At 69.5% G+C, this 21,268-nt stretch carries 21 protein-coding genes; 20 read left to right on the top strand and 1 reads right to left on the bottom strand.

What is annotated here, in order from left to right:
- Positions 1–278: 278 nt before the first annotated feature.
- From ACFX43_RS08965 to ACFX43_RS08930, 8 genes are read left to right on the top strand one after another with little or no spacing between them, the layout of a single operon-like run.
- A complete protein-coding gene (locus ACFX43_RS08965; protein ID WP_378819644.1) occupies positions 279–1,034 on the top strand; it encodes an SDR family oxidoreductase in 756 nt (251 codons plus the stop codon).
- On the top strand, positions 1,034–1,822 hold the full coding sequence (locus ACFX43_RS08960; protein ID WP_378819642.1) for an SDR family oxidoreductase: 789 nt from the start codon (positions 1,034–1,036) through the stop codon (positions 1,820–1,822). The genes ACFX43_RS08965 and ACFX43_RS08960 overlap by 1 nt, the downstream gene beginning before the upstream one ends.
- Positions 1,819–2,820: an NADPH:quinone oxidoreductase family protein gene (locus ACFX43_RS08955; RefSeq protein ID WP_378819639.1), complete on the top strand. Its 1,002-nt coding sequence runs from the start codon at positions 1,819–1,821 to the stop codon at positions 2,818–2,820. Before ACFX43_RS08960 ends, ACFX43_RS08955 begins: the two co-directional genes overlap by 4 nt.
- Positions 2,817–3,452, top strand: a complete 636-nt coding sequence (locus ACFX43_RS08950; RefSeq protein WP_378819636.1) for an HAD family hydrolase — start codon at positions 2,817–2,819, stop codon at positions 3,450–3,452. The genes ACFX43_RS08955 and ACFX43_RS08950 overlap by 4 nt, the downstream gene beginning before the upstream one ends.
- Positions 3,449–4,483 (top strand): phosphotransferase family protein, encoded by a 1,035-nt coding sequence (locus tag ACFX43_RS08945; RefSeq protein ID WP_378819633.1) that lies wholly within the window; start codon positions 3,449–3,451, stop codon positions 4,481–4,483. Before ACFX43_RS08950 ends, ACFX43_RS08945 begins: the two co-directional genes overlap by 4 nt.
- 3 nt (positions 4,484–4,486) lie before the next feature.
- Positions 4,487–5,719, top strand: coding sequence for an acyl-CoA dehydrogenase family protein (locus ACFX43_RS08940; protein ID WP_378819631.1), 1,233 nt, complete (start codon positions 4,487–4,489; stop codon positions 5,717–5,719).
- Positions 5,716–6,903: an acyl-CoA dehydrogenase family protein gene (locus tag ACFX43_RS08935; RefSeq protein WP_378819628.1), complete on the top strand. Its 1,188-nt coding sequence runs from the start codon at positions 5,716–5,718 to the stop codon at positions 6,901–6,903. Before ACFX43_RS08940 ends, ACFX43_RS08935 begins: the two co-directional genes overlap by 4 nt.
- Entirely contained in the window at positions 6,900–7,982 is a 1,083-nt protein-coding gene (locus ACFX43_RS08930) for an acyl-CoA dehydrogenase family protein (protein WP_378819625.1), read from the top strand. The genes ACFX43_RS08935 and ACFX43_RS08930 overlap by 4 nt, the downstream gene beginning before the upstream one ends.
- 72 nt (positions 7,983–8,054) lie before the next feature.
- On the opposite strand, the gene ACFX43_RS08925 is transcribed toward ACFX43_RS08930, so the two are convergent.
- Complete coding sequence (locus ACFX43_RS08925; protein ID WP_378819622.1) at positions 8,055–9,269, bottom strand: PucR family transcriptional regulator; 1,215 nt, start codon at positions 9,267–9,269, stop codon at positions 8,055–8,057.
- A 156-nt stretch (positions 9,270–9,425) separates the two neighbouring features.
- Between ACFX43_RS08925 and ACFX43_RS08920 the strand changes: the two genes are divergently transcribed.
- From ACFX43_RS08920 to ACFX43_RS08865, 12 genes are all read left to right on the top strand, one after another.
- Positions 9,426–10,244 (top strand): ABC transporter ATP-binding protein, encoded by an 819-nt coding sequence (locus ACFX43_RS08920; protein WP_378819619.1) that lies wholly within the window; start codon positions 9,426–9,428, stop codon positions 10,242–10,244.
- On the top strand, positions 10,244–10,948 hold the full coding sequence (locus ACFX43_RS08915) for an ABC transporter ATP-binding protein (protein ID WP_378819617.1): 705 nt from the start codon (positions 10,244–10,246) through the stop codon (positions 10,946–10,948). The genes ACFX43_RS08920 and ACFX43_RS08915 overlap by 1 nt, the downstream gene beginning before the upstream one ends.
- 12 nt (positions 10,949–10,960) lie before the next feature.
- On the top strand, positions 10,961–11,839 hold the full coding sequence (locus tag ACFX43_RS08910; protein ID WP_355020746.1) for a branched-chain amino acid ABC transporter permease: 879 nt from the start codon (positions 10,961–10,963) through the stop codon (positions 11,837–11,839).
- 3 nt (positions 11,840–11,842) lie between these two features.
- Positions 11,843–12,937 carry a branched-chain amino acid ABC transporter permease gene (locus ACFX43_RS08905; RefSeq protein WP_378819614.1) on the top strand — a complete coding sequence of 365 codons (1,095 nt, stop codon included), beginning with the start codon at positions 11,843–11,845 and terminating at the stop codon, positions 12,935–12,937.
- Positions 12,934–14,262: an ABC transporter substrate-binding protein gene (locus ACFX43_RS08900; protein ID WP_378819611.1), complete on the top strand. Its 1,329-nt coding sequence runs from the start codon at positions 12,934–12,936 to the stop codon at positions 14,260–14,262. Before ACFX43_RS08905 ends, ACFX43_RS08900 begins: the two co-directional genes overlap by 4 nt.
- A gap of 105 nt (positions 14,263–14,367) precedes the next feature.
- Entirely contained in the window at positions 14,368–15,147 is a 780-nt protein-coding gene (locus ACFX43_RS08895; protein WP_378819609.1) for an SDR family oxidoreductase, read from the top strand.
- Positions 15,148–15,157: 10 nt separating this feature from the next.
- On the top strand, positions 15,158–15,928 hold the full coding sequence (locus ACFX43_RS08890) for a serine hydrolase (protein ID WP_378819606.1): 771 nt from the start codon (positions 15,158–15,160) through the stop codon (positions 15,926–15,928).
- A complete protein-coding gene (locus tag ACFX43_RS08885) occupies positions 15,925–17,085 on the top strand; it encodes a dipeptide epimerase (protein ID WP_378819603.1) in 1,161 nt (386 codons plus the stop codon). Before ACFX43_RS08890 ends, ACFX43_RS08885 begins: the two co-directional genes overlap by 4 nt.
- Positions 17,082–17,663, top strand: coding sequence for a C40 family peptidase (locus ACFX43_RS08880; RefSeq protein ID WP_378819600.1), 582 nt, complete (start codon positions 17,082–17,084; stop codon positions 17,661–17,663). The genes ACFX43_RS08885 and ACFX43_RS08880 overlap by 4 nt, the downstream gene beginning before the upstream one ends.
- An 84-nt stretch (positions 17,664–17,747) precedes the next feature.
- Positions 17,748–19,487, top strand: coding sequence for a glycerol-3-phosphate dehydrogenase/oxidase (locus ACFX43_RS08875; RefSeq protein WP_378819597.1), 1,740 nt, complete (start codon positions 17,748–17,750; stop codon positions 19,485–19,487).
- Between the two features lie 43 nt (positions 19,488–19,530).
- Positions 19,531–20,127, top strand: a complete 597-nt coding sequence (locus tag ACFX43_RS08870; protein WP_378819594.1) for a hypothetical protein — start codon at positions 19,531–19,533, stop codon at positions 20,125–20,127.
- A gap of 561 nt (positions 20,128–20,688) precedes the next feature.
- A complete protein-coding gene (locus ACFX43_RS08865; RefSeq protein ID WP_378819592.1) occupies positions 20,689–21,204 on the top strand; it encodes a hypothetical protein in 516 nt (171 codons plus the stop codon).
- The last annotated feature ends 64 nt before the right edge of the window (positions 21,205–21,268 follow it).

The raw sequence follows: 21,268 nt of genomic DNA, 5'->3' as shown, positions 1-21,268 counted from the left end.
TGCACATCCCCGCCATTGCGGGATTCTGCCGCCCCCCCCCGAACGCAGAGCCTCTTCCCGCCGAGACGTCACTTGTGCAGGCCGAGTTGTCACGAGGGTGCCAACTCGACCTGCAGAAGTGACGTCTCGTTCTGCAGAACTGACGCCTCGGCCGACGTACCTGACTTCTCGGCATTGCTTGGACGCCGACCTTCCATGTTCTTGGGCTACCCCGTAGAGTGACCGCTGTCACCACCTAAGCAAGCGCTTAGATTAGCCGAGCACACGAGGGAATGAGCATGTCGAGGTTCGAGGGACGTACGGCGATCATCACCGGGGCCAGCCGGGGCATCGGTCTGGGCATCGCCCAGCGGCTGGTGGACGAGGGGGCGAAGGTCGTCATCACGGCGCGCAAGCCCGAGGCGCTCGCGGAGGCGGTCGAGGGGCTCGGGGGCAAGGAGGTCGCCCTCGGCATCGCCGGCAAGGCCGACGACCCCGGCCACCAGGAGGAGGTCGTCAAGGCTGCGATCGACACCTTCGGTAGCGCCGACCTGCTGGTCAACAACGCCGGCATCAACCCGAAGGCCGGCGGCCTGATCGACATGGACCGCGAGTCGGCCCGCAAGACCGTCGAGGTCAACTGCCTCTCGCCGATCGGCTGGACCCAGCAGGTCTGGCGGGAGTGGATGTCCGAGCACGGCGGTGCGATCGTCAACATCTCCTCGGTGGCCGGTCTGGCCCCGACCCCGCTGATCGCGACGTACGGCGCGAGCAAGGCGATGCTCAGCTACATCACCCAGGAGCTGTCGGTCGAGCTCGGCCCGAAGGTGCGGGTCAACGCGATCCTCCCGGCCGTGGTGAAGACCAAGTTCGCCGAGCTCCTCTACGAGGGCCGCGAGCAGGAGGTCTCGGCGGCGTACCCGCTCAAGCGCCTCGGCACCCCCGAGGACATCGCCGGCGTGGCCTCGTTCCTCCTCTCCGAGGACGCCGGCTGGATGACGGGCCAGCTCGTCACCGTCGACGGCGGCCTCACCCTCGCCGGCGGACGCGTCTGATGGCGCCGGCCCCAGGCAGCACCGCCGTCGTCACCGGCGCCGCGGGCGGGATCGGCCGTGCCCTCGCAGCCCGCCTCGTCGCCGAGGGCGTCCGCGTCGTGGTCAACGACATCGACGACGTACGCCTGACCGAGACGGCCAAGGAGATCGGCGCCCACCCGGTGGCCGGTGACGCGGCCTCGGTCGAGGGCGTGGCCCGCCTCGTCGAGGCGGCGAAGGACCACCTCGGCCAGATCGACGCGTGGTACGGAAATGCCGGCATCGACCGCGGCATCGGCCTGGACTGTCCCGAGGAGGACTGGCAGGCGTCACACGAGGTCAACGTGATGGCCCACGTCCGGGCGGCGCGGCTCCTCGTCCCCGACTGGGTCGAGCGCGGCACCGAATCTGGGGCAGGCCGCTTCGTGGTGACGGCGAGTGCGGCGGGGCTGCTGATGATGGTCGGTACGCCGACCTACTCGGTCACCAAGCACGCCGCGGTCGCCTTCGCGGAGTGGCTCTCGGCGACCTACCGCCATCACGGGATCGTCGTCCAGGCGATCTGCCCGCAGGGCGTACAGACCGGGATGCTCGAGCGATCGGGACCGATGGCGGGCCTGCTCAGCCGCGACGGAGCGCTGACGCCCGAGCAGGTCGCCGATGCGGCCTGGGAGGCGACGTCCGATGACCGCTTCCTGGTGCTGCCGCACCCGGAGGTGGGCGACTACTACGCCGCGCGGGCGACGCAGACCGACAAGTGGCTCAGCGGGATGAATCGACTCTGGCAGCACGTGGAAGGACAGGTATGAAGGCGTGGCGGATCGGCTCGCTCGGCGAGCCCAAGGACGTGATGCGGCTCGAGGAGGTGCCCGACCCGACCCCCGGAGCCGGACAGCTCGTCGTGAAGGTGCTGGCCAGCCCCGCCAACTTCCCGGATGTCTTGATGGCCCGAGGTCTCTACCAGGTCAAGCCCGAACTGCCGTTCACCGCCGGCGTCGAGCTGTGCGGTGAGGTCGTCGCGCTCGGCGAAGGCGTGGTCTCGACAGGCTCGACCACCGAACTGAAGGTCGGGGACCGCGTCATCGGCGGCGGATCGCTGCCGTACGGCGGCTTCGGCGAGCTCGCGCTGATGGACGCCGCGACCACGTTCCCGGCTCCGGAGGCGCTCACCGACGCCGAGGCGTCGAGCCTCTACATCGGCTATCAGACCGGCTGGTTCGCACTCCACCGCCGCGCCCACATCCAGCCCGGCGAGACGCTGCTCGTGCACGCCGCGGCCGGCGGGGTCGGCAGCGCCGCGATCCAGCTCGGCAAGGCCGCCGGGGCCACCGTCATCGGCGTCGTCGGCGGGCCGGAGAAGGCCGCGGTCGCCAAGCAGCTCGGCGCGGACGTGATCATCGATCGCCACACCGAGGACTTCGTCAAGGTGGTCAAGGAGGTCACCGGCGGCAAGGGCGCCGACGTGATCTACGACCCCGTCGGCGGCGACACCTACGACCGCTCCACCAAATGCATCGCCTTCGAGGGCCGGATCCTGATCATCGGGTTCGCCGGCGGGCGCATCCAGGAGGCGGCGCTCAACCACTCGCTGATCAAGAACTACTCGATCGTCGGGCTCCACTGGGGCCTCTACAACGCGCTCGCGCCCGACCTGGTCGCCGAGTGCCACCGCGAGCTCACCCGGATGGCGGACGAAGGCTCGATCAAGCCGCTGGTCAGCGAGGAGCTGTCCCTGGACGAGGTGGCCGACGGGGTACAGCGCCTTGCCGACGGCACCACCGTCGGACGGGTCGTGTACGTCGCATGAAGGCTGTCATCTTCGACTACGGCGGGGTGCTGACCACGCCCATCGGCGACTCGATCCGGGCCTGGCTGAAGGCTGACGGCATCAGGCCGGAGAGCTTCACGACGGTGCTCAAGGAGTGGCTGGGCCGCTACGCCGACGCCGGCACCCCGATCCACCGCCTCGAGCTCGGCGAGCTCTCGGTCAAGGAGTTCGACAAGCTCCTGGCCGCTCGCCTGGAGACGTACGACGGTAGCCCGGTCGATCCCGATGGCGTCCTGTCCCGGCTCTTCGCCGGGATGCGGCCCAACCCGGAGATGTTCGCGCTGGCCGAGGAGCTCCGCGACGCCGGCATCCGGCTGGCCCTGCTCTCCAACAGCTGGGGCAACTTCTACCCTCGCAAGCAGGTCGACGCGCTGTTCGAGGTGGTGGTGATCTCCGAGGAGGTCGCGATGCGGAAGCCGGAGCCACCGATCTTCGACCGCACCCTGAGCAGGCTCGGTCTCCCGGCCGAGGAGTGCCTCTTCATCGACGATGCAGAGCCCAACGTCCTCGGCGCCCGGGCGGTCGGTCTCGACGCACTGCTGCACACAGACCCGGCGAGCACCCGCGCAGCGCTCGCCCGGAAGATTCCCACACTCGGAGGTGCCGCGTGACGACCGAATCGCTGCCCGGACTCGACCTGGACCGACTCGGCCCGTGGCTGGCCAAGAACGTGACAGGCGCCGGCCAGGACCTGAGCGCCACCCACATCTCCGGAGGCAAGTCCAACCTGACGTACGCCGTCACCGACGGCACCCACGAGTGGATCGTCCGGCGCCCGCCGCTGGGGCACGTGCTCGCCACCGCGCACGACATGAAGCGTGAGCACACCGTGATCACCGCGCTGCGCGACACCGACGTGCCGGTGCCGCTCACCTACGCGTTCTGCGACGACGAGGAGGTGCTCGGGGCGCCGTTCTACGTGATGGAGAAGGTCGACGGCTGGCCCTACCGCTACGCCCGCGAGCTCGAGCCGCTCGGTGCCGAGCGGACCCGGGCCATCTCGGAGCAGCTCATCGACGTGATGGCCGCGCTGCACGCGGTCGACCCGGCCACGGTCGGGCTGAGCGAGTTCGGCCGCCCCGAGGGGTTCCTGTCGCGCCAGGTCAGGCGCTGGAAGAAGCAGCTCGAGGCGTCGTACTCCCGCGACCTCCCCGCAGCCGACGAACTCCACGCGCTGCTGGAGGCGCGGGTGGGCGCCGCCGAGGCCGCCTCGACCGGGCCGGGGATCGTGCACGGCGACTACCGGCTCGACAACGTGCTGACCTCCGCCGACGACCAGATCAAGGCGGTCGTCGACTGGGAGATGGCCACGCTCGGCGACCCGGTCACCGACCTGGCGATCCTGCTCACCTACCAGCGGATGGCCACGGTCTCCGGCGACGGCACCGTGACCGACGTCAGCAACGCCCCCGGTTGGCTCTCCGAGGACGAGATCATCGCCCGCTACGACGCGGCCAGCCCGCGCGATCTGAGCGAGTTCGGCTTCTACCTCGGCCTCGCCGCCTACAAGCTCGCCGCGATCCTCGAGGGGATCCACTACCGCTACCTCAAGGGCCAGACCGTTGGGCCCGGATTCGACAAGATCGGGGACGGGATCCACCCGCTCCTGGACATGGGACTGTCTGCAATGAAGGAGAAGTGACGCATGGATTTCGCACCCGACGCCAGGACCGAGGAGCTCGTCGCCTCGGTATGGAACTTCCAGAAGACGTACGTCGAGCCGAACGAGGCCGTCTTCGAGGAGCAGCTCGCGGCCCAGGACGACAAGTGGGCCTGGGACAGTGTCCCGGTCCTCGGCGAGATCCGCGCCGAGGCCCGCAAGCGTGGCCTGTGGAACCTCTTCCTGCCCGGTGAGGGCGGAGCCGGCCTGACCAACCTGCAGTACGCCCCGCTGGCCGAGATCACCGGCCGCAGCCACCTCGCGCCGGCCGCGTTCAACTGTGCCGCGCCCGACACCGGCAACATGGAGGTGCTGCACGACTTCGGCAACGAGGCGCAGCAGAAGGAGTGGCTGGAGCCGCTCCTGGACGGGCAGATCCGCAGCGCCTTCGCGATGACCGAGCCGGCAGTCGCCTCCTCCGACGCGACCAACATCGAGACCTCGATCGTGCTCGACGGCGACGAGTACGTCATCAACGGCCGCAAGTGGTGGATCACCGGCGCGATGAACCCGAACGCCAAGATCCTCATCGTGATGGGCAAGACCGACCCGTCAGCAGAGCGCCACAAGCAGCAGTCGATGATCCTGGTTCCCCGCGACACCCCGGGCCTCACGATCAAGCGCGGCATGGAGGTCTTCGGCTACGACGACCACGACCACGGCGGCCACGCCGAGCTGATCTTCTCCGACGTACGCGTGCCGGCGGGCAATCTCATCGGGACCGAGGGCATGGGGTTCGCGATCGCCCAGGCGCGCCTGGGCCCCGGCCGCATCCACCACTGCATGCGCTCCATCGGTCTGGCCGAGCGGGCGATCGAGCTGATGTGTGCCCGCGTCGAGGAGCGGGTCGCCTTCGGCAAGCCGCTCTCCGAGCAGGGGGTGATCCGTGACTGGATCGCCGAGTCGCGGGTGCGGATCGAGCAGCTGCGGCTCCTCGTCCTCAAGACCGCCTGGCTGATGGACACGGTCGGCAACAAGGGCGCCCACACCGAGATCCAGGCGATCAAGATCGCCACCCCCGCGACCGTCCAGTGGATCCTCGACAAGGCGATCCAGGCCCACGGCGCCGGCGGCCTCTCCCAGGACTTCCCGCTGGCCAAGTCCTACGCCGGCATCCGTACGCTGCGCTTCGCCGACGGCCCCGACGAGGTGCACAAGAACGCCCTGGCCAAGGCCGAGCTGCGCAAGCAGGCCGCGCGGCGGGAGGGCCGGCAGTGACTCCCGAGGAGCTGCGGGGTCGCGTCGAGTCATTCCTGGCGGAGCACCCGGTTGCGACGACGGACCCGAGCGCCTTCCTGCACGCCCGCTACCAGGCCGGGCTGGCGTGGGTCGCGTTCCCCGAGGGCCATGGTGGTCTCGGCGCCTCCCGCGCCCTGCAGCCGCTGGTCTCCGACCTCTTCGAGGCGGCCGGCGCCCCCGACAACAACCCGCGACGCAACGGGATCGGGCTCGGCATGGCTGCGCCGACGATCCTGGCCTACGGCACCCCGGAGCAGAAGTCTCGCTTCCTGGAGCCGCTGTGGTGCGGCGAGGAGATCTGGTGCCAGCTCTTCTCCGAGCCCGGGGCCGGCTCCGACCTCGCCGGCCTGGCGACCCGAGCCGTCCTCGACGGTGACGAGTGGGTCGTCAACGGGCAGAAGGTGTGGACCTCGGGCGCCCACAACGCCGACTTCGCGATCCTCGTCGCCCGCACCGACCCGGACGTCCCGAAACATCGCGGTCTGACCTACTTCTTGTGCGATATGCACGATCCGGGCGTCGAGGTGCGGCCGCTGCGCCAGATCACCGGCGAGGCGGAGTTCAACGAGGTCTTCCTGACCGATGTGAGGATCCCTGACGCCCACCGCCTCGGCGCCGTCGGGCAGGGATGGGAGGTCGCCAACGCCACCCTCAACAACGAGCGTGTCGCCATCGGTGGCGCCGCCATGCCCCGCGAGGGCGGGATGCTCGGCGTGGTCGCCGAGTCGTGGCGTACGCATCCGGAGAACCACACCCCGGAGCTGCGCGACCGGCTCTTGAGGCTGTGGGTCGAGTCGGAGGTGGCCCGGCTGACCGGAGCGAGGCTGCGGCAGAAGCTGGCCGTCGGCCAGCCCGGGCCCGAGGGGTCGGCGATGAAGCTGACCTTCGCCAAGGTCAACCAGCAGCTCACCGGGCTCGATCTGGAGCTTCGCGGCGAGGAGGGCCTTCGCTACGAGGACGGCGACGGCTGGGCGATGGTCCGGCCCGAGCATGTCGACTTCGGCGGCCGCGACGCCGTCTATCGCTACCTGCGCGCCAAGGGCAACTCCATCGAGGGCGGCACCTCGGAGATCCTGCGCAACATCGTGGCCGAGCGAGTCCTCGGTCTTCCCGGGGAGCACCGGGTCGACAAGGACGTTTCCTGGAAGGAGATCCCGCGATGACTGATGTCGAACTGCTCGACAACGAGCTCGATGCCGACCTGCGTGCCACGGTCAGGTCGTTCCTGGCCGAGCACTGCTCGCCGGCCGACGTGGTCAAGGCGTACGACGGGGACAGCTCGCTCACGCCGGTCCTGTGGAAGGGCCTCGCCAGCGAGCTCGGGCTCGCGGGGCTGCTGATCCCGGAGTCCTACGGTGGCGCCGGGGCATCCCCCCGCGAGGCCGCCGTGGTCCTGGAGGAGCTCGGCCGGTCGGTCGCCCCGGTGCCGTTCCTGACCAGCTCTGTCGTCGCGACCTCGGTCCTGCTGGCCGGGCCCACCGAGGCCGGTGCGGAGCTGCTGGCCGGACTGGCGTCGGGGGAGCGGACCGCGGCCCTGGCCGTGTCGCTCGCGACCACGACCGTCCAGCCGTTCGAGCCCGTTGACACCGAGATCCGGTCGGTCGCCGGCGCCCTGGAGGCGGACACGCTCCTGGTGCCGGTGACGACCCCCGACGGCATCGAGATCCGAGCCGTCCCCGCGGACCGGGCGACGATCGCCCCGGTGAGCTCGCTCGACATGACCCGCCAGCTCGCCGATGTCACCCTCGACCCGGCCGCCGGCGAGGTGGTCGTGGCCGCTGAGCACGGTGCCGAGGGTGTACGTGCCGGTCTGCTGGCCGGGGCCGCGCTGATGGCCTCCGAGCAGGTCGGGGTGGCGCAGTGGTGCCTGACCACGACGGTGGAGTACCTCAAGGTCCGGCGGCAGTTCGGCCGGATCGTCGGTGGCTACCAGGCGCTCAAGCACCGGCTCGCCGACCTCTACACGAGCGTCGAAGGAGCCGGCGCGGCTGCGCGCTACGCCGCCGGCGCGCTGGCTCTCGGAGACGCGAAGGAGACCGAGATCGCGACCCACGTCGCCGCCGCGTACTGCGGTGACCTGGCCGTCACCGCGGCCGAGGAGGCGGTGCAGCTGCACGGCGGTATCGGCATGACCTGGGAGCACCCCGCCCACCTCTACCTGAAGCGGGCCAAGGCCGACCAGATCGCGTACGGCCTCCCCGGCCTTCATCGCGACCGTCTGGGGGCCCTGGTCGACATCTGATGCCGAGCCGTCACGCCGGTCGGCCTAGGTGGCACCACGGTGCCACCTCGGCCGACGCGGGTGACGTCTCGGCTACTTCTCCAGTGCCATCAGAGCGAGAGCGAACAGGAGGCGGTCGCGGGGATCGGAGATGCTCTTCGCGGTGAGGTCCTGGATCTGCTTGATGCGGTAGATGACCGTGTTGCGGTGGCAGATCAGGTCCTCGGCGGCATGGGTGGGGGAGCCGCCGTGCGCGATGAGGGCACGGAGCGTCGCCAGCAGCACGTCGGACTGGTGGGTCGGCTGCGCCAGGATCGGGCCGAGGGTGCGGCGTACGAGCAGGTGGGAGACCGCGGGCGAGGCGGTCAGCAGCACCTGTGGCAGACGGTCGTCGACGACCGCGATGTCCGTACGCCCCCGGGGCACCGTCTCCACCGTGTGCGTGGCGAGCTGGAAGGCGGTGCCGAAGCCGCTGAGGTCGTCGGCGGTGGCGATCCCGACCCGGCCCGAGTTGCAGCAGGCGAGCTGTTCGACCAGATCGGCGACGGCCTCCGCGACCGGGCGCGACCCCAACGGGACCAGCCCGAAGTGGTGGTCGCCGCGTACGTGCCAGAACGACACCAGGCCGGCCTTCTCCAACCGGTCGTCGGGGTTGCGTAGTGGTGAGTCGCGGTTGCCGTCGAAGGCCGCGACCACGCAGGCCATCCGCGCGTCGGCGGCGACCCCGAGGATGTCCTGCACCTCGGCGGCGAACGCGGGATCGCCACCGCGACCCTCGGCGAGCCCGTCGAGTAGCCGGCCCTGGAGCTGCAGGTCGCGACGCTGCAGCAGCGCCGCCTCCTTCCGGTAGGCCCCCGACATGACCGAGTTCTGCACGTCCAGGTCGGTCCACACCTGGCGCCCGGCGAGCACCATCACCCGGTCGTCGATCCCGAGCTCCTCCTGCTGGTGGACCATCGCCTCCCACAGCATCCGGGTGCCGACGGTGTAGGCGTTGAGGCAGTACTCCAGAGGTACGCCCTGCCGCGCCCGCCGCCGACCGGTCTCGCGCCACAGGTCGACGGGATTGGCTCCCGGGGTCAGTCCGGCCATGGCCCGGATGCCGCGGCGTACGTGCTCCCGCGTGCTCGAGCGCAGATCGGCGCGCACCGACGGCTCGGCGTTCTGGTGCCACTCCGGCTGGATCGCGATCAGGGTCAGCGTGATGTCGTCGGCGATCGCGTCCGCCTGGCTCACCAGCGAGGCCCAGGCACGCTCCACCAGCGGGCGGAGTTCCGCGTCGGGAGCTGTGTCACTCGTCACACCCATGTGCGGAGCGTCCCATGCCCACTGCCGTATCCGCCAGTAGTCCAGGGAATCCCGGTCGGAGCGCCCGAAAGATTTTGTGCTCACTGCCCATATCCCCAGTTGTGCGGAGAGTCCAAAGTGATAGCCGTCACAACGGGTGAAGGGAGCATGATGCAGATGCCTGGCGAAGACCCACCGCTGTTCGCGGTCGAGGGAGTCTCGGTCCGGTTCGGCGGCGTACGCGCCCTCGAGGACGTCTCCTTGGAGGTCGCGCCCCATGAGGTGCTCGGCGTCATCGGCCCCAACGGTGCCGGCAAGACCACATTGTTCAACGTCGTGTGCGGCTTCGTCAGCCCCGCCGAGGGCGAGCTCCGCCTGCGCGGCGAGACGATCCGCGACCTCCGCCCGCACCAGCTCGCCGGCCACGGCATCGCCCGGACCCTGCAGGGGCTCGGGCTCTTCGAGCGGATGACGGTGCTCGACAACGTGATGGTCGGCGCCGACCGTCTCGCCCGCGCCGGCTTCGTGCGCGGCCTGCTCGGGCTCGGCCACCGCGACGACGCCCGGCTGGCCGCCAAGGCGAGGGAGGTCCTCGGCGAGCTCGGGATCGAGTCGTACGCCGCCCGCTACCCCGGCAGCCTGCCCTACCCGATCCGGAAGAAGGTCGCGCTCGCCCGTGCCCTGGTGGCCGAGCCGGAGCTGCTGCTCCTCGACGAGCCCGCCAGCGGGCTGAGCGCCGAGGAGATGACCGAGCTCGGCGAGATCATCACCGGGCTGACCGAGCGCACCGCCGTGATGCTCGTCGAGCACCACATGGACCTGGTGATGTCGGTCTGCCACCGGATCACGGTGCTCGACTTCGGTCGCGTCATCGCGGCTGGCTCACCGGACGAGATCCGCAACGACCCGGCCGTCCTCGCCGCCTACCTGGGTGACCAGGTCGAGCACGACGACGCCGCCGAGGTCCATGCACTGACCGTTGCCGAGGAGGCCTGATGTTCGCCGTCGAGGACCTGAGCGCTGCGTACGGACCTGTCAAGGCGCTCAACGGCGTCACCTTCACCGCCTCGAGAGGCCAGGTCACCGCCGTCCTGGGCGCCAACGGCGCCGGCAAGACCACGCTGCTGCGCACCGTGTCCGGCCTGGTGAAGTCCAGCAGGGGCAGCGTGAAGCTGAACGGCAAGGACATCACGCGCACCGCGACCGAGAAGCTGACCTCGTACGGCCTCTCCCACGTCCCGGAGGGGCGCGGCGTGATCGCCGAGCTGACCGTCACCGAGAACCTCCGGCTCGGCGGGCTGCACCGCGCGACCGGCTCCGAGCCGATGCCGGTCGAGCGGGTCTTCGAGCTCTTCCCGCGCCTGGGCGAGCGCCGCGAGGCCACCGCCCACATGCTCTCGGGCGGTGAGCGGCAGATGCTCGTCATCGGCCGCGCGCTGATGGCGCGGCCGACCGTACTCCTGCTCGACGAGCCCTCCCTGGGACTCGCGCCCCGGGTGGTGGCCCAGATCTTCGACCTGCTCCGCGGACTGGTGCAGACCGAGGAGCTCACCGTCGTCCTGGTCGAGCAGAACGCCCGCAGTGCCCTGTCCATCGCTGACCACGGAGTCGTGCTCAACCTCGGCAAGGTCGTCGCCTCGGCGCCGGCCGCCGAGCTGGCCGCCGACGAGCAGCTCCGCCACGCCTATCTCGGGTTCTGAGGAGAAGCAGACATGCAGCAGTTTCTCGACACCACCCTCGGAGGGCTGGTCCTGGGCGCGGTCTACGCCGCGTTCGCGCTGGCCCTGTGCCTGATCTGGCGCTCGACCCGGATCGTCAACTTCGCCCAGGCGGCGATGGCGATGGTGACTACCTACATCGCGCTCTCGCTGATCAACGCCGATGTGCCCTACTGGGTCGCCTTCATGGCAGCGATCGCCGCCGGGTTCGGGCTCGGCGCCGTGATCGAGCGGGTGATCATCCGCCCGGTCGAGGGCAAGGCCGAGCTCAACGCGGTGATCCTCACCCTCGGGCTGTTCATGGTGCTCCACGGCCTGACCGCGATCACCTTCGGCGTCCAGCACCGCGGCTTCCCGGCCCCGGTCAGCACCAACGCGATCAATGTCGGGGACGCCTCGATCGGCATCACCCCGTTCGGCATCCTGACGATCGTCGTGGTCGCTCTCGTGATGGCCGGGCTCGTGGTCCTCTTCCGCTTCACCGACCTGGGGCTGCGGATGCGGGCGGCCGCGTTCAACGGCGAGGTCTCCCGGCTCCTGGGCGTACGCGTCGGCCGCATGCTCACCCTCGGCTGGGCGCTCGCCGCGGCCGTGGGCGCGGTGGCCGGGATGCTCATCGCCGGTGGCGACCTGGTGAACCCGGCGTTCATGGACCCGTTCGTGATCTACGGCTTCATCGCCGCCGTGCTGGGCGGCCTCGACTCGCCGCTCGGGTCGGTGATCGGCGGGCTGATCCTCGGGCTCTCGCTCTCTTACGTCACCGGCTACGTCGGTGAGCACCTGGCGCCGCTGGTCGCGCTCGGGATCTTGATGGTGGTGCTGCTGGTACGCCCCAGCGGCCTGTTCGCTGCGGCTGCGGCCAGGAGGGTCTGACCCATGGAACGTCTGCGCTCTCTCCTCCGTCCGGTGACGTCCGTGCCGCTGGCACGCCACCTCGTCGTGGCCCTGGTCGCCTTCGTGGTGGCGATGGCGGTCATCGGCAGCTCCAGCCAGTACCTGCAGACCCGCTACGCCGAGATGGCCTACTTCGCCATCGCGGCCGGCGGTCTCACGCTCCTGACCGGCCTCTCCGGCCAGCTCTCGCTGGGCCACGGGGCGCTCATGGCCGTCGGGGCGTACGCCGCCACCCTGGTGCTCGAGCGCACCGGCGGCGAGACCCTGGCCGACGTCTTCGTCGCCCTGCTCGTCGCGATCGCGGTCTGCGCCGTGGTCGGGGTGGTCGTCGGGGTCCCGGCGGCGCGGCTGCACGGGCCGTACATCGCCGGCGCGACCCTGACGCTGGCCGTGGCGGTGCCCCGGTTGGCCAACCAGTGGGAGGTCCTCGGCGGCGAGCAGGGACTCCAGGTGCCGGTGCCCCGCGCGACCGACCTCCCGGCTTGGATCCAGGACCTGGTCTGGTTCTTCACCGCCGTCGAGATCGACCAGTACTCCTTCCTCGCCTACCTCGGCTGGCTGCTCCTCGCGATCACCTTCGTGGCGCTCGCCAACCTGAGCCGCTCCCGGGTCGGCCGGCGCTGGCGCGCGGTGCGGGACGACGACGTCTCCGCCGAGCTGGCCGGCATCCACCTGGGCCGTGCCCGCGTGGTCGCCTTCACCGTCAGCGCCATGGCTGCCGGGCTCGCCGGCGGCCTGATGGCCATGAACGTACGTCTCACGGCGCCCGGCGCGTTCACGATCACGCTCTCGCTGACGCTCCTGGCCGCGGTCGTCCTGGGCGGGCTCGGCAGCCTGACCGGAGCGCTCATCGGGGCCGGCGTACTCGCCTTTCTTCCTCACTTCGCCACCGATCTCGGGGAGTCGGTCGGGCTCAGCGCAACCCAGGCCGCGGAGGTCACCCCGGTGGTCTACGGGCTGGTGCTGATGCTCGTCATCCTCCTCGCTCCGGCGGGGATCGTCGGCAGCCTGCGCACGTTCCTGGCACGCACATCTCTCACCTCATCTCTCGGGTCAACCAAGGAGAAGACAACATGAGAAGCACTGCACGCAGAGCCGTACAGGTCGTCTGCGTCCTCACCACTGCCTCCCTCCTCGCGGCCTGTGGCGCGGGTAAGGAGCGGCCCTCCGAGGACGGGACGGCGGTCGGCGTCACCGACACCTCGATCAAGGTCGGTGCGCACTTCCCGCTGACCGGCCCGGCCGCGCCCGGCTACTCGGAGATCCCGTCCGGACATCAGGCGTTCTATGAGTACGTCAACGACAACGGTGGCGTCCACGGCCGAGACATCGAGATGGTCGTCAAGGACGACGCCTACAACCCGACGAACACCAGCGCCGTCACCAACGACATGATCCTGCAGGACGAGATCTTCGCGATGGTCGGCGGCCTCGGCACCCCCACGCACCGCGCGGTCGTGCAGCGCCTCAACGACGACGGCATCCCCGACCTCTTCGTCTCCAGCGGCTCGCTGCAGTGGGGCGACGACCCGGCCGGCTCGCCGATGACGTTCGGCTGGCAGCCGGACTACGAGATCGAGGGCAAGGTCATCGGTCAGTACGTCAAGGAGAACATGCCCGACGCCAAGGTCGGTCTCTTCCTGCAGGACGACGACTTCGGCGAGGACGGCGAGAAGGGCGCGCGCCAGTTCCTCGACGCCCAGATCGTCGACGTACAGAAGTACACGCCGGGTGGGTCGACCGACTTCTCCCCGCAGATGTCCTCGTTCAAGTCCAAGGGCGTCGACCTGGTGATCGGCTTCAACACGCCGTCCTACACCGCGCTGAGCCAGATCGCCGCGCAGGGCGTCGGCTTCCAGTCGAAGTGGTTCTACTCGAACGTCGGGTCGGACCCGACGCTGGTCGGTGGGCTGCTGGCCTCGATGACCAAGGGCAAGATCCCGGCCGAGCAGGGCGTGAAGCTGATGGACGGGATGATGACGACCGAGTACATCTCCGGCGTCGACGCTCCTGACGACGAGTGGGTCAAGCTGTGGCAGAAGGTCTGGGACGAGTACTCCAAGAAGGGCTCGGAGAAGCTGACCAACTACCGGATCTACGGCATGTCGCAGGCCTACACCTTCGTCCAGGCGCTGCAGGCCAACGGCAAGGACCTGACCCGCGAGTCGATCGTGGAGACGATCGAGAAGGAGGGTTCCTCCTTCGAAGGACCCGGGATGGCTCCGTTCCGGTTCTCCGAGGACTCCCACCTGGGCATCTCCGGGATGAGCGTGGTCGAGATCAAGAACGGTGCCTCCGAGCCGCTCACGCCGGTTCTCGTCACCGACATCGGTGACGCCGCCATCGAGGAGGACGACAGCGCCGCCTCGGACGCGCCGCCCTCGTCGGGGCTGCCCGAATGAGATGGGCGGAGTGATCGGTACTGATCAGTAGGTTGCCGCACGTTCACGGACCGGCCTCGGTTACAGTGATTAACCCTCACTAACGCCACTGGAGGTGGTCGGTCCGTGAACGTACTCGCACCCGGGAGCGGGGTGGTTGTGACCGGAGCAGCCCGAGGGATCGGGAAGGCCCTGGCCGTGCGGTTCGCAGCGGAGGGGTGTCGCGTCGTCGTTGCCGACATCGACGACGCCGAGCTCCGCTCGGTGGCCGACTCGATCGACGCCCTTGCAGTTCCCGGCGACGCCGCCTCGGCCGCCGGCACCGCGGCGCTCGTGGACGCTGCCCGGGAGGAGCTCGGCAAGATCGACGCCTGGTACGGCAACGCGGGAGTCGAGCGCGGCCGCGGCCTCGAGGCCTCCGACCACGCCTGGATGACCTCGTACGAGGTCAACGTCCTCGCCCACGTACGCGCCGCGCGGCTGCTGCTGCCGGAGTGGGTCGCCCGCGGTGCTGGTCGGTTCGTGGTCACCTCCTCCTCCGCGGGTCTCCTCACGCTGCTCGGCTCGCCGTCCTACGCGGCCACCGAGCACGCCGAGATCGCCTTCGCGGAGTGGCTCGCTGCGACGTACCGGCATCAGGGGATCGTCGCCCAGGCGATCGTCGCGCGCAGCGTGAAGACGGCGATGCTCGAGCGCTCCTCCGGACTCCCGGGTTTCCGGTCGGCCGAGGGCGCGCTCACCGCTGAGGAGGTCGCGGACGCCGTCTGGGAGGCTGGGCAGAGCTCGCAGTTCTGGATCTCGCTCGAGCCCGACGTGGCCGAGGAGTACGCCACGCGTGCCTCGGACGTCGACGCCTGGATCGACGACGTGAACCGAGTCCGGCAGGAGCTCGACCGGACCGACTAGTCTCACCGACGTGGAACCTTTGGTCTCGACTTGGCTCAGTGGCCTCGACGGCATCCCGACGCAGGCGCAGAACGTCAACCAGCAGCACTATGCGGCGAGCCTGATGAAGGTGCCCGTCGCGATCGCCGCCTATCGGCTGCGCGACCGCGGGCTGCTGTCGCTGGACGAGCCGATCACGGTGCATCCCGACTTCGACTCCGCCGTCGTCGGGTCACGTTTCGAGATGGACCCGGCCGAGGACCAGGACCCCGACACCTGGGCGGCGGTCGGGTCTCCGCTGCCGCTGGGTGATCTCGTACGCCGCTCCCTGACCGTCTCCGGCAACCTGGCCGTCAATCTCGTGCTCGAGCGGGTCGGGCTCGACGAGGTCGCCGCAGTGCTCGCCGATGCCGGCGTGACGCCGATGACGACGGTCTCGCGGGGGATCGAGGACGCGCCCGCGCGCGAGGCCGGGCTGCAGAACCTGGTGACCGCCAACGACATGGGCAAGCTGCTCACCAAGCTCGCCTCCGGCCGGCTGCTGTCGCCAGAGTCGACCGCCGAGCTCGAGGGGATCCTGGTCGCCCAGGAGTATCGCGACGCGATCCCGCTCGGTGTGCCCGAGGACGCGGTGGTCGGCAACAAGACCGGCTGGGTCGACGGCGTACGCCACGACATGGCGATCATCCGGCCCGCCGAGGGTGAACCGCAGGTGATGGTCGTGCTCACGTCCGGCCTGGACGACGACGAGTCGGAGTTCCGGATCAGCGAGGTCGCGCGCTATCTGTGGTCGACCCTGTGACTTACCCGCGCGTGGTCGCGGTGCGCACCCAGCGAGTCCGGGTGCCGCTGCACACCCCGTTCGTGACCGCCCTGCGGCGTACGGAGTTCGCGGAGACGGTCGTCGTCACCGTCGAGGACTCCGACGGGTGTGTCGGGTGGGGCGAGGCGCCGCAGGTCTGGAGGGTCACCGGTGACTCGCTCGCCGGGTCCGCCGCGGCGCTCGAGGGGCCCATCTCCGACGTGCTGGTCGGTGCCGCTGCCGATCTGACCTCGGCGGGCCTGATCCAGGGCTCGGTCGTCGGCAACCGCTCGGCCAAGATGGCCGCCGATATCGCGCTGCACGATCTCGTCGCCCGGCGGGCAGGTGTGTCGATGACCAAGCATCTGGAGTCCCATGCGTCACACCGCTCAGGCACTTCCTGCACTTCTCAGGCAATGCAACACCTGAGAAGTGCAGGAATACCCGGTGAACCGGGTATTCCAACGCACCTCACCACCGACATGACCCTCTCCGTAGGCACCCCCGACGAGCTGGCGGAGGCGGCGGCGACCCGAGCGCGAGACGGGTTCACGACGCTCAAGATCAAGGTCGGGACCGATGCCGAGGGCGACGCCGAGCGGGTGCTCGCGGCGCGCGAGGCCGCGCCGGGGTGCGTACTTCGGCTCGACGCCAACACCGGCTGGCGCGCAGACGAGGCGGTGACGGTGCTGACGACCCTGGCCGACCAGGATGTCGAGCTCGAGTTCGTCGAACAGCCCGTCGCCCGACGTGACCTGGAGGCGATGGCGTACGTCCGGCGTCACCAGCCCTACAAGATCCTGGCCGACGAGTCGGTCTTCGATCTCGAGGACCTCGTCGACGTGATCCGCGCCGGCGCGGCGGATGCGGTAAACATCAAGCTGGCCAAGTGCGGCGGGCTGACGCCTGCGATCGAGCTGCTGGAGATCGCGAAGGGCCACGGCCTCGGCCGACTCGTCGGCTGCATGATGGAGTCGCACCTCGGCATCGGCGCGGCCGCGGCCCTGGTCGCGGCGGCAGGCATCCCCGGCGAGCAGGACCTCGACGCGGGCTGGTGGGCGAAGACCAGTCCGTACGCCGGGGGGATCAGCTACGACGGCCCCCGCATCGTCTTCCCCCAGGCCAACGGCCTCGGCATCGAAGGAGTCCTCTCATGACCACCGTCAGCCAGCCCACCTTCGTCGTGGCCGAGCCCGCCGACGACGCCGAGCACGAGACCGAGGTCGTCCCCGGCGAGGAGGTCGTCGTCCTGAAGACCCAGGGGGACTGGACGTACGTCGTCGTCCCCTCCCACTCGTCCACCAAGGATGAGCGGGGCTATCCCGGCTGGCTGCCGACCGCCGCCCTCGCCGAGCCTGTGGCCACCCTGCTGAGCAAGGCTCGGAGCTATCTCGGCGTCCCCTACGTCTGGGGCGGCACGACCGAGGCCGGCATCGACTGCTCCGGCCTGATCTTCCGAGCCGCAGAGGCCATCGGCGTACGTCTCCCGCGAGACGCCCGCGACCAGGCCGCCGCGCTCGCGGCGATCGACCTCGACGAGGTCACCGCCGGCGACCTCTACTTCTTCGCCCAGGAGCCCGGCGACCGCATCACTCACGTGGCGATCGCGACCGCGCCCCCGGAGCCCGATGGCGCACGTCCGATGATCCACGCCGACGGCGACAAGATGGTCGTCGTCGAGGAGCCGATGCCTCCCGACCGCCTCTCGGCCCTGGTCAGCGCCGCCCGTCTGTGACGCCGGCGTGACATATCAGTCGGCGCCGGTGAATTCTCGCGCGCCAGAAGTGACAATTCGACGTGGTGGGTTAACTTCGAACGTATGACTCGTACAGGGGCACTGAGTCCACACAGCCGCGACCTCGCGATCGGCACGATGGTCGGCGCCGCGGGGGAGACCGAGCTCGACGTACTCGTCGTCGGTGGGGGTGTGACCGGCGCCGGGGTGGCGCTGGACGCGGTCACCAGAGGCCTGAGCACGGGGCTGGTGGAGCAGCGCGACCTGGCCTCGGGAACGAGCTCGCGGAGCTCGAAGCTCGTCCACGGCGGGCTTCGCTACCTCGAGATGCTCGACTTCGAGCTGGTCCGCGAGGCGCTCCAGGAGCGTGGGCTGCTGCTCAACACCCTGGCCCCGCACCTGGTCCGGCCGGTGCCGTTCCTCTACCCGCTGACCAACCCGGTGTGGGAGCGCGCCTACATCGGCGCCGGCCTCGCGCTCTACGACGGGATGGCCAGCTTCGGGCCGCTCTCCGGGATGGGCAACTCCGGCCTGCCGCGCCACCGCCACCTCACCCGCCGCGGCGTCGCCCGGATCGCCCCCGACTTCCGCACCGACGCGATCACCGGTGCGATCCAGTACTACGACGCCCAGGTCGACGACGCCCGCCTGGTCATGACGATCGCACGCACCGCCGCCTCCCACGGCGCCCACATCGCGACCCGGGTCCAGGTGACCGGTTTCCTGCGTGAGGGCGAGCGGGTCGTCGGGGTCCGGGCCCGCGACCTCGAGCACGACCAGGACCTGGTCATCCGGGCCAAGACGGTCGTCAACGCCGCCGGGGTCTGGACCGACGAGATCCAGGCGATGGTCGGGGGCCGCGGCGCCCTGCACGTCAAGGCGTCCAAGGGGATCCACCTCGTCGTCCCGCGCGACCGGATCCGCTCCGAGTCGGGCTTCATCGTCCGCACCGAGAAGTCGGTGCTCTTCGTGATCCCGTGGGGCCGCCACTGGATCATCGGCACCACCGACACCCCGTGGACCTACGACCTCGCCCACCCGGCGGCCTCCAAGACCGACATCGAGTACGTCCTGGAGCACGTCAACGCGATCCTGCGCGTGCCGCTCGACCTCGAGGACGTCGAAGGCGTGTACGCCGGGCTCCGCCCGCTCCTGACGGGCGAGTCCGACCAGACCGCCGGTCTCAGCCGCGAGCACACCGTGGTCACGCCGCTGCCGGGTCTGGTGCTGATCGCCGGCGGCAAGCTGACGACCTACCGGGTGATGGCCAAGGACGCCGTCGACGCCGCGGCCCACTCGCTCGGCACGACCACCAACATGACTCTGCGCGACTCGATCACCGACAAGGTCCGTCTGGTCGGGGCGGAGGGCTTCGAGACCCGCTCGAACCAGCGCGTCCTGCTCGCCCGCCGCTCCGGCCTCCACGTCGCCCGGATCGACCACCTCCTGGGCCGTCACGGCGGCCTGATCGACGACGTGCTCGACCTCATCCAGGAGCGCCGCCCGCTCGCGCTGCCCCTGGAAGGAGCCGAGGACTACCTGGCCGCCGAGGTCGTCTATGCCGTCAACAACGAGGGCGCTCGCCACCTCGACGACGTGCTCGAGCGCCGCACCCGGATCTCGATGGAGACCTTCGACCGCGGCGTGAGCGCTGCCCCAGGGGTCGCCAAGATCATGGCCGACGAGCTCGGCTGGGACGAGCAGCGCGCCAAGGAGGAGGTCGACCACTACCTGCGCCGCATCGAGGCCGAGCGCCTCTCCCAGCTCCAGGTCACCGACGAGGAGGCCGACCGCGCGCGGCTGGAGGTCGAGGACCTCGTCTGAATTGCCGTGGCGGAGCAACCGGTTGACGTAGCAATCTGACTCCATGTTCTTGGTCGCTGATCCCCCCGAGCCGCTGGCCACCGACGATTTCGTGCTCGCTCCGCTCCGCCCCGAACTGCTCGACCTGGACACCGAGGCCTACCTGGCCAGCCCGGACGTGATCCGCGACCACAGCTGCGGCAGGTGGCCGCTGGAAGGCTTCGGCAGCGACGACAACCTGCCGCTGGTGATCCGGCACTGGTCCGACCACCAGGCAAAACGGGCCTTCACCTACCTCTTCCTCGACCCCGAGGGCACCTCCTCGCTCGGCTGTCTCTATGTGCAGCCCCTGTTCCCCTACCTGGAGGCGATGGGCGCCGACGCCCAGACCCTGCTCAGGTACGCAGGTGGGTCCACCGCCCGGGTCAGCTACTGGCTTCGCCAGGACCGAGAGCTCGGGCTCGGCGCGTCGGTCGCCGAGCGGCTGGACGAGTGGCTGCGTACGAAATGGCCGTTGGACGCGTATCTCTACCGAGCCGCGCCGGCGGAGGAGTGCACCGTGCACGCGCTCGACCGGCTGCCGCTCGATCGCGTCGACATCGACCTTCCCGCCGAGCGTTACAGCTATTTGTGGTGGGCCGCGGAGATCCAGCCCGCCTGAACCGTGTGGCTTCTTCGCGTGCCGGCGGTCCGTGACAGCGCCGAGACGTTCATCACATCGATACCCGCAGCGGGTGTCATGGGAGTCGGTCTTGTCGGCGAGACCGGGTCGCTGCCATCTCCTTTGCCTCCTGCAACGTAGTCAACCCGATGTCTTCCATGTGACCTGCGCAAAGCCGATGTCAATCCTGTCATCGGGACACTGATCGGCTGGCGACGGCGTGAGTGTCGTCTCAGGCCTGGCCTGACCTGCGTCCACCTCATAGCTGATGCCGATAACAGGTTGGTCGACGCAAAAACAATGGCCCGGAGTGACTATTGCCGGATACCCCCTGGGTCCTTAGGTTCTCCCTGCTCAAGCCGTGGGGGCGGCTCCGTTCTGTTCTTCTTGGGAGTCGTCTCCATGCAGTTGGTCACGCGCGTCCTCGCGCGCCTTGTTCCCCCGCGCCTTCGCGAATTTGCCGTTCGACCGGGACATCGTCGGACAACCGTCGTAGGCAGCGGTGTGGGGTGGGGGTGCAAGCCAAAGAGTTTCGTGCTGGTGAAATAATGGGGGTGGACGGTGACTGACTGGTCGGTGCTCTTTGCAGAAATGGAAGCGGCCAAGCGAAGGCTGGCGGTCAATGACCAAGAGGGCCGCTGGCGTCATGCGTCACGCCGGCCGCCCGCCGAGCCACGGCGGATTGCAGAAATTGCCGCCGTGACGCTCTGTCCGGTGGACCGTGAGTATGCCGATTTCCTGTCGCGTGCGGACGGTTGGCCTGCCATCTTGCAAGACATCGATCTGTTCGGGACGTCAGACTTCGGCAGCGCCGCTTTCGCCGAAGCCGAGGAACTCGTGCGCGTGACCGAGGATGAGATGGCGATCGGGAGCGAGGATGATTTCGACCGCTGGGTTCCGATCGGTGTGTCACGAACGGACATCGACATCCTGGTCATGCCGTGTGTGAGAGAACCGAACCGATCTGCACCGGTTATCTGGCTTGCAGGTGCGGAAATCGAAAGGTACGAGACCTTCTCGGATTTCTTCCGAGGGATGATCGCCGAGAACAATGCTGAGGCAGACTCTTTGGCCTGAGTGCGGTTTTGCAAGCCAGGTGCAGCAGTGGCGTGTAGCAGCCTGGCGTGCATGGTTCTGACGA

It is taken from the genome of Nocardioides sp. YIM B13467 (assembly GCF_042788075.1).
Taxonomy (GTDB): Bacteria; Actinomycetota; Actinomycetes; order Propionibacteriales; family Nocardioidaceae; genus Nocardioides.
This window is presented reverse-complemented; position numbering and strand designations above follow the sequence as displayed.

What these genes read in the sequence shown, in the direction of transcription:
- ACFX43_RS08940 (WP_378819631.1), top strand. Translation starts at nt 4,487, where the DNA reads ATGGATTTCGCACCCGACGCCAGGACCGAGGAGCTCGTCGCCTCGGTA.
- ACFX43_RS08925 (WP_378819622.1), bottom strand. Translation starts at nt 9,269, where the DNA reads ATGGGTGTGACGAGTGACACAGCTCCCGACGCGGAACTCCGCCCGCTG.
- ACFX43_RS08880 (WP_378819600.1), top strand. Translation starts at nt 17,082, where the DNA reads ATGACCACCGTCAGCCAGCCCACCTTCGTCGTGGCCGAGCCCGCCGAC.
- ACFX43_RS08960 (WP_378819642.1), top strand. Translation starts at nt 1,034, where the DNA reads ATGGCGCCGGCCCCAGGCAGCACCGCCGTCGTCACCGGCGCCGCGGGC.
- ACFX43_RS08875 (WP_378819597.1), top strand. Translation starts at nt 17,748, where the DNA reads ATGACTCGTACAGGGGCACTGAGTCCACACAGCCGCGACCTCGCGATC.
- ACFX43_RS08930 (WP_378819625.1), top strand. Translation starts at nt 6,900, where the DNA reads ATGACTGATGTCGAACTGCTCGACAACGAGCTCGATGCCGACCTGCGT.
- ACFX43_RS08900 (WP_378819611.1), top strand. Translation starts at nt 12,934, where the DNA reads ATGAGAAGCACTGCACGCAGAGCCGTACAGGTCGTCTGCGTCCTCACC.
- ACFX43_RS08965 (WP_378819644.1), top strand. Translation starts at nt 279, where the DNA reads ATGTCGAGGTTCGAGGGACGTACGGCGATCATCACCGGGGCCAGCCGG.
- ACFX43_RS08920 (WP_378819619.1), top strand. Translation starts at nt 9,426, where the DNA reads ATGCCTGGCGAAGACCCACCGCTGTTCGCGGTCGAGGGAGTCTCGGTC.
- ACFX43_RS08955 (WP_378819639.1), top strand. Translation starts at nt 1,819, where the DNA reads ATGAAGGCGTGGCGGATCGGCTCGCTCGGCGAGCCCAAGGACGTGATG.
- ACFX43_RS08910 (WP_355020746.1), top strand. Translation starts at nt 10,961, where the DNA reads ATGCAGCAGTTTCTCGACACCACCCTCGGAGGGCTGGTCCTGGGCGCG.
- ACFX43_RS08950 (WP_378819636.1), top strand. Translation starts at nt 2,817, where the DNA reads ATGAAGGCTGTCATCTTCGACTACGGCGGGGTGCTGACCACGCCCATC.
- ACFX43_RS08905 (WP_378819614.1), top strand. Translation starts at nt 11,843, where the DNA reads ATGGAACGTCTGCGCTCTCTCCTCCGTCCGGTGACGTCCGTGCCGCTG.
- ACFX43_RS08870 (WP_378819594.1), top strand. Translation starts at nt 19,531, where the DNA reads ATGTTCTTGGTCGCTGATCCCCCCGAGCCGCTGGCCACCGACGATTTC.
- ACFX43_RS08915 (WP_378819617.1), top strand. Translation starts at nt 10,244, where the DNA reads ATGTTCGCCGTCGAGGACCTGAGCGCTGCGTACGGACCTGTCAAGGCG.